This window comes from Amycolatopsis thailandensis (assembly GCF_002234405.1).
Classification (GTDB): Bacteria; Actinomycetota; Actinomycetes; order Mycobacteriales; family Pseudonocardiaceae; genus Amycolatopsis; species Amycolatopsis thailandensis.
The window spans coordinates 95,357-110,438 of the sequence record NZ_NMQT01000043.1 but is presented as its reverse complement, the minus strand read 5'-3'; the positions used below and the strand labels follow the sequence as shown (position 1 = coordinate 110,438).

Here is a 15,082-nt window from a genome sequence, read left to right as displayed (position 1 = left end):
CGGCCGGGGTGTCGTGCTCGGCCGTCCGGGTGGGATCGCGCGGTAGCGCGACCGAGCGCAGCGAGGCCCTGTCTCACCCGGACGGCCGGGCGAACGGCACTTCGGGCGCAGCCACGACCGTCGATCAGCGTCGGTGAGCCCTCAACACGGGAGCGGCAGCCGCAGCGTGCTCGTGACGACGCCTCGACACGGGCATCTCACGATTCAGGACCGGAACTGACGTCCGCAGGTGCGCCCGAGGTCGGCGCAGCCCGGCAGTGAAGTGGCGTCTGCGGCAACTCTGGAGCGGATCAGGGTCACAGCCTCACCAGGTTGATCTGGTTCAACCGCACGGCACGTTCACGCGTGCTGACGCCAGTGGCTGGCGTCTGCTGGCGGTCGCGTCGCGGCCAGGTTGCTGCCGATCGAGGCCGGCGTGCGCATTCATCGTGGCGATCGGCATGCTCGATGCGGGACCGCCAGGCGTCGTAACCGGGCTATTCGACGGGCGTCGACATCGCGACCTGCGGTCCAGTCTGGCCACGGGCCAGAGGGGGCATCATCGCGTGTCGCACGAGCGCGTCGCCGCATCCAGACGTGGCAACTTGCTCGGTCAGTCCGGGTCGATCACCCGCAGAGAGAGTGGTCGGCTCGCTGTAGCGGCGTCTCCCGCTCGGAAGCCGGCGCGAGCGCAGGTGCGAGCTCCTGTCGACGCAGTGCGGAATCGAAGACGCTGCTGCACAGACGATAAAGGCACGACAGGCCGGCCGAGACATACGAACGGGCGATCTTGTCCAGGTAGTCCCTGGCTATCAGAGATTTCCACGGTGTCTGACGACGTCAACCTCCGGGCGGCTGGCTGAGTATCGCGTTCGGGTGCTGTCTTCGGTTTTTCTCAGTCCCGATGAGACGGCGATACGTCTCCGCCCGAACTACGTGTAGCGCTCGCAGGGCTCGCGTCGCGTCGATCTGCCGGTCGAGGTTGTCGATGTGCTGGAGCTCGACGTCGAGTTGGAGCGGGGCACGACAGCGAGCGTTGACTTCCAGAGCCGCATCAAGTCGGCCGGGCACGCCAGTATTGGAGACCTGTCCGTGTGACGGCAGGTAGCAGCCCTTGGGCTGGCTCCGGCAGCCGTTCCAGGTCGGGAGCGCGATGTGGGTCGGCGCGGAACGTGTCAGTGTCGAGCTGTGCCTGGGATGCGGTCACGGCGGTCATCACGGTGGTGTTGTCGACGATGAGTGGACGTCAGTGCACAGCAGTCCATTCGGTGGAGTAGCCGTCGTGGATAGGATCGCGGCGGAGCACGTCGTCGAACTTGACAACGATCAAACGCTCGATGCGAGCCGGGTCAGCATAGACGTACGGATGGAGCGTGATGGTCTCCGCGACGTGCGGAGCCACGATCTCGTACGGCGTGCGCGCGAAGTCCCAGCTGGTGACTAACGCCGTGCCGAACGACTCTCCCAGAGGGAGCGTGTCGCTTCTGTCGACGCGATTGTCTGCCTCGCGGCTGGCAGAAGTGGACTCCTCAGAATTGTGGACGGGCTGTGCCTGGGGCGCGTCTCGATTGCGGGCCGCCCAGCGTTGTGTGCTTGGCGGCCCGCAATCGAGGTCGCAGCCACGTGACACTCCCGTCCGCTGCCGCCTCCGCGGGACTGGCATGGAGACATGGGTCGTCTGGGTCAGCCAGACATGCTCGCCGCCCAGGCGCGAATCTGGTCGAGATGGCTGTCCAGCAGGCCGGTCCGCGGGTCACAGTGGCAGAGCAGCGTCGGTGTGTCCGCTCGGTCGTGGTCGAAGGACGTTCGCGGCCGCAGGTAGTGGCTCGCACCGTGTTCGTCATCGAGCCACGCCAGCGGACGTCCAGCGGCGAATCGACTCGCCGCCGCCCACTTCCAGCTGCCGTCTCGCCGCCAGTGGTGCCCACCGGCGCCGTCGGGTTCAAGATCCTGGTGCGGGAACTCGATCACCGGCAGCTCCGGCAGGCCGATGGCCGGGCCGATGCGGGTGTTGGCTTCGTGTAGCCACGTGGTGCACCAGATCAGCTGGAGACCGGTGTCCGCGGCGAGGTCGAGCAGCGCCCGTCCGTGTGCGGGGTTGAGCCACACGCGGAGTCCTTTGCGTTTTCTGGCCTGGCGTCCGGAAAGCCAGGAGCCGCCGGGGGTGCGCCGGAAGGTCTCGTAGCCCGGAGGCCGGCGATGCGGCTTGGCCGCGTAGGGGTTGAGTGGTCCGTCGACGTCGATCAGTAGCAGTCCATTGTGGCTCATGGGTTTCTCCGGTTTGGTGAGGTGATGAGCTCGAAGTGGCTGGCGGGAGGCCATGACGTCATGTGGCGTCATGGCCTCCCGCCAGGACCGCTGCTGGTGGCTACGCGCCTTTGCGGCACTTCAGGACGGCCGTGTAGCAGTTGCTTTTGTGCTTGTGCCGGTACTTCGGGCAGTCCTGGGGTACGCACCGCGAGGTGTGCGTGTGCGACGACAACGTGCAGGTCAGGCTCGGCTGATAACACTTCTCGACGTGCGTGTGGCTCACTGTCTCTGTCCACTTCGGTCGCGCTGGAGATGGAACGAGCGCGCCGGAGCACGGTGGGCGGGGACCGCAGGGCGGGCAAGCGCCGCCCGCTCGGCCGTCCGGGTGGGATCGCCGCAGGCGACCGAGCGCAGCGAGGCCTGTCTCACCTGGACGGCGCGGGTTGGCGGCGCTTGCCGCGAATCCCCGTCCTCTGTGCTGGTGTCACCCGTTCCGCCTCTGCGCTGAAGTGAGCGGGGTGGGGCCGCGGTACCTGCGAAGTAGGTAAGCCGCGCCGGGAGGCCGAAGGGCTGCGATCGATCGATCAACTCGGGTACGAGACCAGCACGCGACCTAAGGTCAGGCGGGGGCTACGGGAGGTCGTAGATGGTGGTGGTGATCGCGCGAGTGGTGAGCTGTCGGTCGAGAAGTGCGGCGATCTGGTCCCAGCTGCCGCCGGCAAGACCGGTCCCGATCCGCGGAAGGTGCACCGTCGCGTCGAGTTCGACGGCGTGGTCGGCGAGAGTGGCCAGGCAGGTGTCGAGAGCGTCGTAGCGCAGCGGAACCGGGTTCGCTCGGGTGCGGTAGCCGTGCTGGGCGACGAGGTTCGCGACCCAGGTGTCCGTCTCGACCTGCACCAGCTGCACCGCGCCGAGCGCGAAGCCGGGCGTGTGGCTCCACTTGCGGTAGCTGTGTTCGGGCTGCGGCCATCGTCGTGACACCGCGAGGACGAAGCCCCGTCCCCATCCGCCGCGGTCGTTGCAGACGTGCCCGATCACCTTGTTACCCGGTGTGCCAGGGCGGGTCGCGTCGCCGGTCGCGTACTGCAAGGGCATGAGCCGATCCTTTCAGAATTCAGGGGTCCCGCGCTTCTGCGGGCGGGTGCCACGGGTGTCCTGCCTGGTAAATCCCGCTCGGCGCGGAATAGGAGATGCGAGGGTGGTGGCCGCTCCCGTCTAGAGGGCAGAGGCCAACCCAGCAGCCGGCAGGAGAGCGTCCGAGTCGAGGTCGAACGGCTTCCCGTCCATCGTGAAGGGCATCACGCCTTGGCGGGCGAGCCGGCGGGCCTCCTCGTCGTCGTCGGCGTAGTCCCAGCGTTCGCGGTGGCGAACTTCGGCGTAGATGTGGGAGTGACCGAACTCGCAGGTAGTACCGCGGCCATCGGCCAGGTGCCAGGACAAACCGCCGCATTCCACGGTGTAGGTCTCAGCGTCTTCGGGATGGGTGCGGGCCAGGAGCCAGTCGCAGGCCCAGGTAAGTCCGGCGGTGCAGCAGGCACGGACGGCATCGATCGTGGCGTGGATGGCGGGTTGCCCATCGCTGTGGCCGGCGCGGTTTCCGCAGGTGATCGACACGGGTTCTCCTGTTCGGGTTGATGCTCGGGGACGAGCGTGGCCCGAGCGGAGCCACGGGTGGCGCGGAAAGGGTGGGCCGGAGGCCCATCGCGTGCGACGCCGAAGGCGCCCTTGAAGCACCACCCGTGGCTCCGCTGGCATCGGCTTGTCCTCCGGCTCAGCACCGCCGCAGCAGGGACCGGGCCACCGCCCGACCGCCGGCTCCAGCTCGGCTGCCGCGCGCACCACGAGACGACATCCCCAAGTGGATCCGTCCCCTGACGCCCCGCGGCCGTGGCCGAGATGACGCCTCACGCCGGGTGGGAGGACGGTGTGCCCGCGACGCGTCCCGGCTGTCGTAGAGTGGTCAACGCTCGTTCCCCGCGGTGGCGGGGTTGGTTCGACGCCACCAGTACGCGTGAGGAACGAGATGAATTCCGAGAATCGACAGTCATTCGACGCCTTCATGGCGTCCGTGGGCGCCCAGGCACAGACCTACCTCGAGGCCTTCGCCACAGCCCAGCGCGAAGGTCATCCCCGGTTCGGCGACTACCTGACACCGGGCGCCGGAGCGGCTGAAACGCCCGCCACCTACCGCACTAGTCATCTGACGACGTTCTGGGACGATCAGAGCTGCGGGCGTCTCGGCGAGTTCCTCGCCGGCTGGCTGGAGTCTCCAGTCTCCTCCGACGACGCCGCAAGTAGGTGGGGCATGCTGCACCGCAGGTTGAACGATCCACTCCATCTGGCGGCTTTCGTGGAACGGATCCACCGGTCTCCCCCGCACCGGGGAGCGAGCTTCGATGCGGCACTGGACAACGCCCTGGCACAGCTGCGCAGCAGTCGCGCCCAGGAGGGCGCCGAGTTCCTGGCGCCAGTGATCACGAGGCTCTACGCGAGGGCAGGCACTCTCGGTCTGCTGGGGTGAGCCGAATGGTCGTTGCGGAAGGACGGCAGCTGCCACAGCGGAGCAGACATCGGGGGCGAGGCCCGTCCGGGAGTCGAACCCGGTAGAACGACGGTTTGCAGGCCGCCTCACGACCGTCGCGGCACGCGCCGAGCTAGTGCGGGGCTGCCAGACAACGCCTGGCAGCCCCTATCCACACGAGACCGCGGCCTTCGTTGATCGAACCGGGTTGCGGGAGGGGGGTACCGCGCACCGGTCCGTCTCCGCCGGCCTTCCTTGTCGGTGGTCTGGCGTGTGGACGGGCGCAGCCCAGCAGGCCGAGGGTCAGGTCCGCGCTTGCGCGGATCGGCGGGGGTTCCGGCTCGGCCACCTGGTGTGTGATCGCCGGAGGCGACCCCGCAGGGGCGTGTCTCACCCAGGTGGCCGGGCCGGGTTCATCGTCGACGTGCCTGGCCCCGGTCTGCTGCCGTCCGGCGTCCACATCCCAGATCGCCGCGAGGAGAGCCGCGCGACGGGCCGGTGCGCAGTACCAGCCTCCTACCGGTCATCGACGGCAGGAGGACTGATGTCGGCTCCCCTGCCAGGGCTCGAACCTGGTCCAACCCGGTAACAGCGGGCCGTGCAGCCAGTCACACCTCAGGGGAATGCACTGCGTGCCCTCGGCAGGAGTCGAACCCGCTTCTCCGGCTTCGGACGCCGGTGTCGTGTCCGGTGGACCACGAGGACGTGATCGTGTGAGTGGGCCGCCAGGGACTCGAACCCTGAACCCGCCGGGTAAAAGCCGGCTGCTCTGCCCGATTGAGCTAACGGCCCTTCAGCATCGGAGGATGCTGGTGGAGTAGGTCGCCGGGGACTCGAACCCCGTACCCGCCGAGTAAGAGTCGGCTGCTCTGGCCTGGTGAGCTAGCGACCTGCAGCACCCGCGTTGCGGGTGCTGGTGCGGAGGATGCAGGATTTGAACCCGCGCGGCGCTCATCACGCCGACCACCGTTTTCGAGACGGCTGCCTTACCAGACTCGGCCAATCCTCCCCTTCACAGCAACGACTCTCCGGGCTGCTGTGGTAGTCGAGGTGCCTGGAGTCGAACCTGAGCCAAGCGCTTCATCAGAGCGCCGGACGAACCATCGTCACCTCGGTGGTGCTGTGCGGAGGGCGCGCGACTCGAACGCGCGCCGGAACGCGATGTTCCGGACCTCGGATTAGCAATCCGGTGCCTTGCCCGGCTCGGCCAGCCCTCCAAGCTTTCGTGTGCCCCTGGCAGGAGTCGAACCTGCATGCCCTCTCGGGCGCGCGGGTTTGAGCCGCGTGCGTCTGCCGTTCCGCCACAGGGGCCGCGGATTGCCCGCCGAAGCCTCGAACCGCCGGCGTCGCGGACAGAACGCGATGCCCTCCGTTCCAGCCTGGCTGAATGGCATCGCCGCGAGTTCCTGCTCCCGGTCCAGGGATCGAACCTGAGCCTGCGGATCCAAAGTCCGCTGTGCTGCCGATTACACCAACCGGGATCGTGTGTGGTGCCCCTGCCAGGATTCGAACCTGGACTGAACGCGACCTGAGCGCGTTGCCTCTTCCGTTGGGCTACAGGGGCGTCGGCCGCCGCGACATATCACGGCGCCGGGGGTGAGCCTCTCCTGGGAATCGAACCCAGTCCTCCCGTTTACGAAACGGGTGCTCGGGCCGATCGAGCTAAGAGGATGCCTTAGCCGCTCGGCCACGTGAGCTTGCGCAGTCGGCATCGGTGAGGACGCCGACCAGTGCCCCTACCAGGATTCGAACCTGGGACATCCGCATCCGTAGTGCGGCGCTCTGGGTCCGGCTGAGCTACAGGGACATGATGACGAACAACGGCGCACTGACCGAGTGCTCGTCTGGTAGCGCGCACGGGACTCGAACCCGTACCAGCCGGAGTGAAAGTCCGGTGTCCTGCCATTAGACCAGCGCGCCGCAGACAAATAGGAGCGGTTGGCGGGAGTCCATTACGACCGCATGTCGCCGTCGGCCTTGTGGCCGGATGACGAGCGTGCCCCCAGCAGGATTCGAACCTGCGACCGTCGGCTTAGAAGGCCGCTGCTCTTCGTTCCGCTGAGCTATAGGGGCGAGGTGGTGGAGGTGGGAGTCGAACCCACTGCGCCGCAAGGACGTCCGGTTTACAGCCAGCTGGGGCTCCGCAGCCCCGTCTCCACCCGGAGGGTCCGGCCGCTGTCGAGGACGGCCGGACCCCGTTGCTCAACTTTCACCCCGCGGCAGGCGGGGTGAAAGTTGAGCATGGGAAATGTCTGCTCCGCTGTGTAGATATCAATGAGCCACGCCACCGCAAATGGGCGGTGTTACGCACCGGCGGAGGGAGTCGAGCCCCCGGCAAACGGTTTTGGAGACCGCAGCGCTACCCAAGCTCGCCGGCAAGAATTAAGGGATTCAGGGTGTACGAAATAGAGAAAGCCGCCCGGATCGGTTTCCCGATGGGCGGCTCCCTGGTGTCACGCGGTACACGTCACAGTAGGGAGCTCAGCTTGCTCAGCAGGCGCTTTTCCTGCGAGGAGGCCGGTTTGAGGCAATCGCGCAACGAGGACAGGGCGACGATCGCGACGACCGGATACCGGCGCAGCGTCCCTTGCTCCCACTCGTTCCTCACGACAACTCCCTTAATTGGTTCCTGTGTGAGTATCTTCGCTGATCTTCCCCTTTGCCGTCAATCGTATTTCGCACAAGGTTGGGCGATTTCAGAGTTCGCGGTGCTGTTGTCACCCGGGAGCCGGGTCGTCCTGGCTTCGCCACGTTAGGTGTCAGGACGACCCGGCTGGTGTCAGTACCCGGCTCCGGGTTCGTAGTTCGGGTCGTCGGTGCTGCCCGCGGCGACGTAGCCCCAGAAGGCTGAAATCGGGAAGGCTGTGCGTAGCGGCGCGACGAGGGCTTGTTCAGTGGGGTTCGCGCCGGGATACGCGGTCGCCCAGGCGTGGTAGGCGCTCAGCGGGAAGCGGCGGCGGAGTTCATCCCAGGTGTGGTCGCTGGCGAGGATGCCGTCCTGGTTGATGCCGTTCTCGGGGTCCTCGGCATCGTCGGGGGCCAGAAATCCGGAGACAACGGCGTGTGCGGCCGCGGAAAGGGTGACCGTCGTGACGGGGTCTCCTGCCGGCCCCGCGTTCTCGGGGATCACTGCCTGCCGTTGTTTGGTGGAGGCGACAAGGTAGGCGATGACGGCGGCCTGGTCGCGTGTGAGGGTCAGGTCCAGTGGCTGTGAGGACCGGTTGGAGACCGCGAGTGCGGTTCGGTAGGCCTGGGCGATCGACCAGGGTGGTGCGTTGAAGCAGCGGCGGCACAGCTTGCTGGGTGCGATGTTGAGGCGCAGGAGTTCGGTGACGATGTCGACGTTGGCGGTGACCTCGACACGCGCGACGATGGAGTCGACCGTCTTGGCGAAGGAGGTGGTGCAGTGCAGCATCCGTGCCAGTTCGAGATCTTTGGAGGGGTAGCTGCGATGCAAGGTCTTGTTGTGCTGCAGCCTGCCCTTCTTCTGTGGGCCGCTGGTGTATCCGAGCTGAATCGGGATGGCTGGCGGATGGGCGATGAGGTCAGGTGTCATTGCGGTGTCCTTGGCTGTGGGCGGGCAGGGACCCGGCACCTGTCGAGTGCGCCCGACAGCGGAATCTGTCGTCGGCGCGGGGGCCGGGTTCGCGTCCTTGCGCGGCCCCAGCGCGGTGTCCCCCTGTGCCGCTCGCCGCAGGCCCTGATCGTGGTGTGCGCGGGACACCGCATTGGGCCGCGAGGCTGGCGCGTGCCCGGCCCCGCGTCGCGCCAGACGCGGCCACAGGCGTGACGGCTCTGTGTTCCGCGACCGGGCGTGGTGTGTCAGGCGGCGTGAGTGGTGTGACGTTCCGACACTCGTTCGTGCCACTCCTCCGCGTAGATAAGGCAGCTGTTGCAGACGCGATGCCACGCCGTGCAGTTCGGGTGTTTGGCGCGCCGGACCCGTGCAGCCTTGCTCCAGCTCATCGAGTCGACATGATCGAAGAGCGGGACAGCGTCAGCATGGACGCCGAATCCGTGTAGCTGGGTCTGCGTGCGCTCGCGCAGTGCGGCGACGATGTCGACGACCTTCGGCAGGTCGGTCTTCTCGAGCTTGCAGATGGATCCGACTCCGACGAGGTCAGCTGCCGCGAGGTCGACGCCTTGTTCACCGAACATTTCCCAGCACCGCAGGTACGCCTCGACGGTGTCGCCCTGCACGACCGGCCGGAACGGAGAGGGGCGGTTCGGTGCGAGTCGCTGCCACCAGGCGGTGACGTCCATGTAGGACTGGACGGAAAGGACCTGGTGATCCGGTACGGTCAGTCCCGTCTTCGCGAGCGCTTCGGGTTCACAGGGATAGTCCTGTGTGGACGCCCAGGCAAGGTTGCGGATCTGCATGTCGTAGGTCCGGACCGCGCGAACGTAGGTCTGCGCGTCATCGGGGAAGCCGCCGTGGCGGGTGACGACGTCATAAGCTCCGGAGTCGAGAATCCACGCTGCACGGTCAGCGATGGGCAGGTTGTAGGCGTTCTTGATGCGGCGCAACCTGTTGTGCGACACCATCAGCGGCCGGTCTGTGATGCCGATCCATTGCGGTTCAGGGGTGCTTAAGTGAGCGCGCGACATGTTCAGCGGGTTCGTGTCGCTGCGAACCTGCGCGCTGGCCTGCAGAGGGCTCTACTGGTGTTCGGCGCCGGGTGTCGCGAATGAAACGTCCCAATTGTGATGGAGGTCGCAGAGTCCTCGTGGTCATCAAGGCGAGGACTTTGGTGCGGCCGGCAGCGCAGCGAGTGGGTTTGTCGGTCGGATGCGACCACGTTTCTCGGCGACAACCGACCGCACCCGGTTCGGTACGGAGGCTTTTGCTCGTGGGGTCTGACCGCACTCGATCTCAGACTTTGCTAGGCCAGCACACTCCACCCTTCCTTGATCCGCACCGCCACCCTTGGCCGTAGCGAAGGCGCAGATCCATGTGGTGCCGTTGCCACCTGTTGCGAGATCACCACGTTGCCAGTCGGTGGACCACCAATGGCAGCTGATCCACCGAGAGAACGTGTTCCAGGGTCTGCCGTGGAGGCCGATCACGACGACGGCTATCGAACGCGCGCCTCATGCCGACGAGCGGTCATGGACTGTTCGCATCGGAAATGATTCGTAGAGCGGTTCTCTACTTCCTCACTTCGTGGTTAGAACAATCACGTCCCATCCTGCCCGGAAGGCGAGCGTGGATCCTGGTCCTAGGCACAGGTCGCTGGTCGGGTATCCGGAGTAGTCGATGACTTCAATTTCAGCGTTGCTGAGCAAGTCCCACACCCGCACCGTCTCATCGTCGCTGGTGGTGAGGGCGACCGGCTGGCCGTCGACCTCGGCTACCGCCACCGCGGTCACTGAGTTGGTGTGGCCGGTGAGGGTGGCGCGGAGCGACCCGTCACGCAGGTCCCACACCCGCACTGTGTTGTCGTAGCTGGTGGTGACGGCGACCGGCCGGCCGTCGACCTCGGCTACCGCCACCGCATTTACCCAGCTGGTGTGGCCGGTGAGGGTGGCGCGTTCCGTGCCGTCGCCCAGATTCCACACCCGCACTGTGTTGTCGTGGCTGGTGGTGACGGCGACCGGCCGGCCGTCGACCTCGGCTACCGCCACCGCATTTACCCAGCTGGTGTGGCCGATGAGGGTGGCGCGTTCCGTGCCGTCGCCCACGTTCCACACCCGCACTGTGATGTCGTGGCCGGTGGTGACGGCGACCGGCTGGCCGTCGACCTCGGCTACCGCCACCGCATTTATCCAGTTGGTGTGGCCGGTGAGGGTGGCGCGTTCCGTGCCGTCACGCAGGTCCCACACCCGCGCCGTCTCATCGTCGCTGGTGGTGACGGCGACCGGCCGGCCGTCGACCTCGGCTACCGCCACCGCATTCACTGAGTTGGTGTGGCCGGTGAGGGTGGCGCGGAGCGACCCGTCGCCCAGGTTCCACACCCGAGCCGTCTCATCGTCGCTGGTGGTGACGGCGACCGGCTGGCCGTCGACCTCGGCTACCGCCACCGCGGTCACTGAGTTGGTGTGGCCGATGAGGGTGGCGCGGAGCGACCCGTCACGCAGGTCCCACACCCGAGCCGTATGATCCTCGCTAGCAGTAATTAGAACTGCCAGGTTTGGCTTCGATATAGCGATGATCTGCTTAATGTCGGCTGTATGACCTTTCCGCTCGCGTTCTTCGGCCAAAATAGCTAAGTCCCACACCCGCACTGTGTTGTCGTGGCTGGTGGTGAGGGCGACCGGCTGGCCGTCGACCTCGGCTACCGCCACCGCGGTCACTGAGTTGGTGTGGCCGGTGAGGGTGGCGCGGAGCGACCCGTCACGCAGGTCCCACACCCGCACCGTCTTATCGTCGTTGGTGGTGACGGCGACCGGCTGGCCGTCGACCTCGGCTACCGCCACCGCATTTATCCAGCTGGTGTGGCCGGTGAGGGTGGCGCGTTCCGTGCCGTCACGCAGGTCCCACACCCGCACTGTGTTGTCGTAGCTGATGGTGACGGCGACCGGCTGGCCGTCGACCTCGGCTACCGCCACCGCGGTCACTGAGTTGGTGTGGCCGGTGAGGGTGGCGCGGAGCGACCCGTCGCCCAGGTTCCACACCCGAGCCGTATGATCCTCGCTGGTGGTGACGGCGACCGGCTGGCCGTCGACCTCGGCTACCGCCACCGCGGTCACTGAGTTGGTGTGGCCGGTGAGGGTGGCGCGTTCCGTGCCGTCGCCCAGGTTCCACACCCGAGCCGTCTCATCGTCGCTGGTGGTGACGGCGACCGGCTGGCCGTCGACCTCGGCTACCGCCACCGCGGTCACTGAGTTGGTGTGGCCGATGAGAGTGGCGCGGAGCGACCCGTCACGCAGGTCCCACACCCGCACCGTCTCATCGCGGCTGGTGGTGAGGGCGACCAGCTGGCCGTCGACCTCGGCTACCGCCACCGCATTTACCCAGCTGGTGTGGCCGGTGAGGGTGGCGCGGAGTGCGATAGCGGTTTGTTGGCCAGTTGCCCAGCGGGGGACCCAGGTGAGGCCCTGGCTGAGCACGGTCTGGTGGTGGGGTGCGTTGAATCGGGCGGCGTCGATGGCGAGCAGTCGTTGTCGGCGACGGGTGGTGAGGTGGCGGTGGGTGGTGGCGGAATGCCGGTAGATCGCTGCGGTGATCCTGCCCTGGTTGGTGGTCACCGTGTGGAGGGCGACGAGGAGCTGGTCGGGGTTGGCGTGGACGAGGTAGAGAAGGTCGGTGATGAGGTCGTCGAGTTGTGATGCTGCGGCGGCGTGGGTGGCGAGGTGGTCGCGGATGTAGGGGTGGGCGTTGGCCCAGTCGCGGCGGCTGGTGACCGGGTCGATGGGGACTTGGCCGAGGAGCGCTGTGGTGATGGAGTGATGCGCTTGGCGGTCGTGGCCGGAGGAGCGGAGGTGTTCGGCCATGGTTTCGTGGAAGAGCCGGAACACCGAGTCGTGGTGTGCGGTGTTTTCCAGCAGATAGGCGCCAGCGTGTTCCTGTAGCCAGCGTAGGTCGTCGCGGGGGCAGGGGATGCCGGAGAGGGCTTCAGCGAGCGGGCCCCATAGTGTCGACCAAGGTAAGCCCGCGCCTTGGGCGTAGGCGAGAGGGCGAAGCAGCCGTTCAACTTTCGGGCGGTTGGGGCCGAACCGGGCGAGGTAGGCGGCGAAGGCTTCCGTGGCGTCTCTGGGGAGCGTGTTACGCCAGCCTGGTGTGGTGGTGTCGATGGTGATCTGGCCGTGGACCAGGGCGGTCGCGGTCATGCGGGCGACCAGGAACGATGTTCCGGCTCGGTCGGCGATCGCGTGCCCGATGGTGGCGGCCAGCGAAGCGTTGCCGCGGTAAGGGGAACGACTGTCGGGGTCGTGGACGTCCAGCAGGACGTCGCGGGCGTAGGCCGCTACATCACCCCTGTCGATGTAGGTAGGGTCGTCGAGGTCCAGAACCTCGATGGCGCGGCCAAAGGTGCGGATAAGGGGGGCCCGGGTGCCGATGATCAACCGCACTGTGGGCATGGAGGTCATCGGGCGCAGTAGTTCACGACCGATCCGCATGCCCTCGTTCGGGTCGCCGGCGGTGCCGGCTTCGTCGAGGGCGTCCACAACGATCACGAGCGGCGCCGGACGTTCGGCGAGGATCTGCAGGAGCTCGTCCAGGTCAGCCTCGGGAGCGCCGAGCGTGGTGGCTAGGTCTCGGGTGAGCGAATCACGGGTAGCGCGGCGGGCGTGCAGCGGCACGATCTGCAGCCCTGCCGGGGGCAACGCGTCTGGGTCGGTGCGGGCACGGGCGGGTTCGTCCGGTTCGGTCAGCAGTATCAGCCTCCCTAGCAACGCCGACTTACCCGACCCCGGCTGGCCAGTCACAACCCGGGCCCGGCGATCGTGCCGCTCGGCGTGTAGCCATGCGGCCAGTTCACGCAATGCGGTGGTGCGGGCAGTGAAGTAGTCGCCGACGTCACCGGCGTGCTCGACGCCCCGCGCGCGAGGCACGAAATGCCTATCGACACGCTTGCGCAGCAAGGCCAGCGTCGCGACGTCAAGATCCCCCGCGGGCAGGTCGGGGATGTGGGCAGGGTTGGAGAAGAAGGGAACCTGCCCGTCACTGTCCACTACCGAGTGCGACGCCCGCTGTGGTATTTCCTTGTCTTTGAAGTAGGCGTTGATTCTGGTGGTGACCTCACGCACCGACAGGAACTCCTGGCGAGCACCAGCCTGGGGATGGGCCAGCGTGTCGGCCAGCGCGTCGACGAAAGCGTTGTCGCGGGCCGTCTGCTTACCGCGAGCCGCAGCCAACGTCCATCGCCCCGCTGCCTTGGGCTGGCTGCGGATCAGCTCGCCGGCAAGACGGGCAATATCGTTGGTTCCCGCTCCGGCGTAGCACGTGTCCAATATGACCAGCAAGTGTCCCAACTGCACCTGACCGCCCATGAACGGCCGGGCCAGATCCTCACTCGCCAACGCCGTGGCGGTCAGGGCAGCCTCAGCGTCACTGAGCTGCAGATAGTGACGATCTACCTCCGCCACGCCGTGACCGGCGAAGTACACCACCACCACATCCTGAGCGCCCAGCTTCTCCCTTACCGCCCATCGCTGCACCTCAACCGGTACATCCCGGGCCGACATTGCCGCCAGACCGGGCAGTACAACCTCGTACCCCATCGGCGCCAGCAAGCGCCGCACCCGCTCCGCGTCCTCAACCGCGCCGGGCAGATCCGGGATCTGGTCATCTCGGTACGCACTCACACCGACCGTGATCAAGAACTTGCGCTGGGCACTAGCCGACCTCTGCTCATCAATCACGTCGGTGCCCCGTCTCACCGGCATCGTTCGCCTCAGGTAATCCACGGGCGACCGCAGTGCCCACACTCGGCGCGGTCAGATATCTGAGCAGGTCATGCATCCGTGCACCGTTCGTGATCGGCACATCCACCACCCGATCGCCGAATCGGTCCGCCAGCACCCCGGCCAACGCTACGACGTCGCCCGGATCTGCGATATTCGTCCACCGCCGCACACCCGCAGGCCACACCCCAGCCCCGTCCACCGGTGCAGGGTCGAGACGGTCGAAGATCACCGACCGCAAACCCAGCGGCGACCCCACCGTCACGAAATCCGTCACCGGCCACCGCGGGTTCGCGCACAACGCTTCGTACGCCACCACCGACCCCAGCGAATGTGCCACCACCACCCGTGTCTCCGCACCGACCGCCGCAGCAACACGTTCCCGCGCGGCCACCCGCACACTCGGCTCCGTCATATACCGGCGGACCTGCTTCAACGCGAAGACCAGCATCCGGTCTGACACTTTCTCGAAGAACGGTAACCCGGTCAGCGCGTTCAACGCCGCCCGCACCCGACGAATCAGCAACGGGCGCGACAGCGCATACCCCACTGCCCCGCGAGTCCCCTGCTCATCAGGCCCTGCCACCGCAGGGTCAACCGACGCGGCGTATTCCCACCACGCTTCAAGCAGCTCGGCCTCGAAACCGGTTTCTACATCGAACTCATCCCACGGCGGCACATCTCCCGTTCGAGAACCCGGCTCGAAAAACACGTCACCGTAAAACACGCATGCCACATCGCCGGCACTCAACGCAGGCCCGCCGGACAGGCGAACCCCATCACGCAATGCTGGCCCCACCGACTGACACATCAGCTCTGGTCCGCGAAACTCCTGCCCCACCCCATGGACCACCATCACACGCCCAAACACAGCTCTCCCCAAGTCCAGCACAGGCACCCGACGCCGACGCCCACAAGTCGTCACAGCCAGCATCCGTGTTACCTCAACACACGCTCATGCCGCATGTCGGGTGTTCGAGTACG

Annotated in this window: 9 protein-coding genes and 14 tRNA genes; 1 reads left to right on the top strand and 22 read right to left on the bottom strand. The window is 66.8% G+C overall.

Features of this window, described 5'->3' with window-relative positions; all coding sequences use genetic code 11:
- Positions 1-1,662 precede the first annotated feature (1,662 nt).
- The 3 genes from CFP71_RS13585 to CFP71_RS13575 form a co-directional block, all read right to left on the bottom strand.
- Positions 1,663-2,247, bottom strand: a complete 585-nt coding sequence (locus tag CFP71_RS13585; RefSeq protein WP_093934201.1) for an HAD domain-containing protein — start codon at positions 2,245-2,247, stop codon at positions 1,663-1,665.
- Between the two features lie 612 nt (positions 2,248-2,859).
- Positions 2,860-3,324 (bottom strand): macro domain-containing protein, encoded by a 465-nt coding sequence (locus CFP71_RS13580; RefSeq protein ID WP_093934200.1) that lies wholly within the window; start codon positions 3,322-3,324, stop codon positions 2,860-2,862.
- A gap of 120 nt (positions 3,325-3,444) precedes the next feature.
- A complete protein-coding gene (locus CFP71_RS13575; protein ID WP_093934199.1) occupies positions 3,445-3,843 on the bottom strand; it encodes a hypothetical protein in 399 nt (132 codons plus the stop codon).
- A gap of 409 nt (positions 3,844-4,252) precedes the next feature.
- On the opposite strand from CFP71_RS13575, the gene CFP71_RS13570 reads away from it, so the two are divergent.
- Positions 4,253-4,750, top strand: a complete 498-nt coding sequence (locus tag CFP71_RS13570; protein ID WP_093934198.1) for a hypothetical protein — start codon at positions 4,253-4,255, stop codon at positions 4,748-4,750.
- Between the two features lie 633 nt (positions 4,751-5,383).
- Here the strand turns inward: CFP71_RS13570 and CFP71_RS13565 are convergent.
- The 19 genes from CFP71_RS13565 to CFP71_RS13490 form a co-directional block, all read right to left on the bottom strand.
- Positions 5,384-5,455 (bottom strand) — tRNA-Arg (locus tag CFP71_RS13565).
- A gap of 13 nt (positions 5,456-5,468) precedes the next feature.
- A tRNA-Lys gene (locus CFP71_RS13560) sits at positions 5,469-5,542 on the bottom strand.
- A gap of 26 nt (positions 5,543-5,568) precedes the next feature.
- Positions 5,569-5,642: transfer RNA gene (locus CFP71_RS13555), tRNA-Lys, on the bottom strand.
- Between the two features lie 27 nt (positions 5,643-5,669).
- Positions 5,670-5,759: transfer RNA gene (locus CFP71_RS13550), tRNA-Ser, on the bottom strand.
- Positions 5,760-5,875: 116 nt separating this feature from the next.
- A tRNA-Ser gene (locus CFP71_RS13545) sits at positions 5,876-5,967 on the bottom strand.
- Positions 5,968-5,978: 11 nt separating this feature from the next.
- Positions 5,979-6,061 (bottom strand) — tRNA-Leu (locus CFP71_RS13540).
- A gap of 98 nt (positions 6,062-6,159) precedes the next feature.
- Positions 6,160-6,231 (bottom strand) — tRNA-Gln (locus CFP71_RS13535).
- A 7-nt stretch (positions 6,232-6,238) separates the two neighbouring features.
- Positions 6,239-6,314, bottom strand: a tRNA-Leu gene (locus CFP71_RS13530).
- Between the two features lie 34 nt (positions 6,315-6,348).
- Positions 6,349-6,422 (bottom strand) — tRNA-Thr (locus CFP71_RS44155).
- Positions 6,423-6,481: 59 nt separating this feature from the next.
- Positions 6,482-6,557, bottom strand: a tRNA-Arg gene (locus CFP71_RS13525).
- Between the two features lie 38 nt (positions 6,558-6,595).
- A tRNA-Glu gene (locus tag CFP71_RS13520) sits at positions 6,596-6,670 on the bottom strand.
- 77 nt (positions 6,671-6,747) lie between these two features.
- Positions 6,748-6,823: transfer RNA gene (locus tag CFP71_RS13515), tRNA-Arg, on the bottom strand.
- Positions 6,824-6,827: 4 nt separating this feature from the next.
- A tRNA-Tyr gene (locus CFP71_RS44150) sits at positions 6,828-6,910 on the bottom strand.
- A 148-nt stretch (positions 6,911-7,058) separates the two neighbouring features.
- Positions 7,059-7,127 (bottom strand) — tRNA-Trp (locus tag CFP71_RS13510).
- Positions 7,128-7,217: 90 nt separating this feature from the next.
- Entirely contained in the window at positions 7,218-7,358 is a 141-nt protein-coding gene (locus CFP71_RS44145; RefSeq protein WP_167406111.1) for a hypothetical protein, read from the bottom strand.
- A gap of 171 nt (positions 7,359-7,529) precedes the next feature.
- Positions 7,530-8,306, bottom strand: coding sequence for a hypothetical protein (locus tag CFP71_RS13505; protein WP_093934197.1), 777 nt, complete (start codon positions 8,304-8,306; stop codon positions 7,530-7,532).
- A gap of 266 nt (positions 8,307-8,572) precedes the next feature.
- On the bottom strand, positions 8,573-9,358 hold the full coding sequence (locus tag CFP71_RS13500; protein WP_425266614.1) for a deazapurine DNA modification protein DpdA family protein: 786 nt from the start codon (positions 9,356-9,358) through the stop codon (positions 8,573-8,575).
- 549 nt (positions 9,359-9,907) lie between these two features.
- The gene (locus CFP71_RS13495) at positions 9,908-14,056 is read right to left on the bottom strand and encodes a caspase family protein (protein ID WP_167406110.1); all 4,149 of its coding nucleotides are present in this window, start codon (positions 14,054-14,056) and stop codon (positions 9,908-9,910) included.
- Entirely contained in the window at positions 14,049-14,957 is a 909-nt protein-coding gene (locus CFP71_RS13490; protein ID WP_208635949.1) for a hypothetical protein, read from the bottom strand. The genes CFP71_RS13495 and CFP71_RS13490 overlap by 8 nt, the downstream gene beginning before the upstream one ends.
- Between the last annotated feature and the right edge of the window lie 125 nt (positions 14,958-15,082).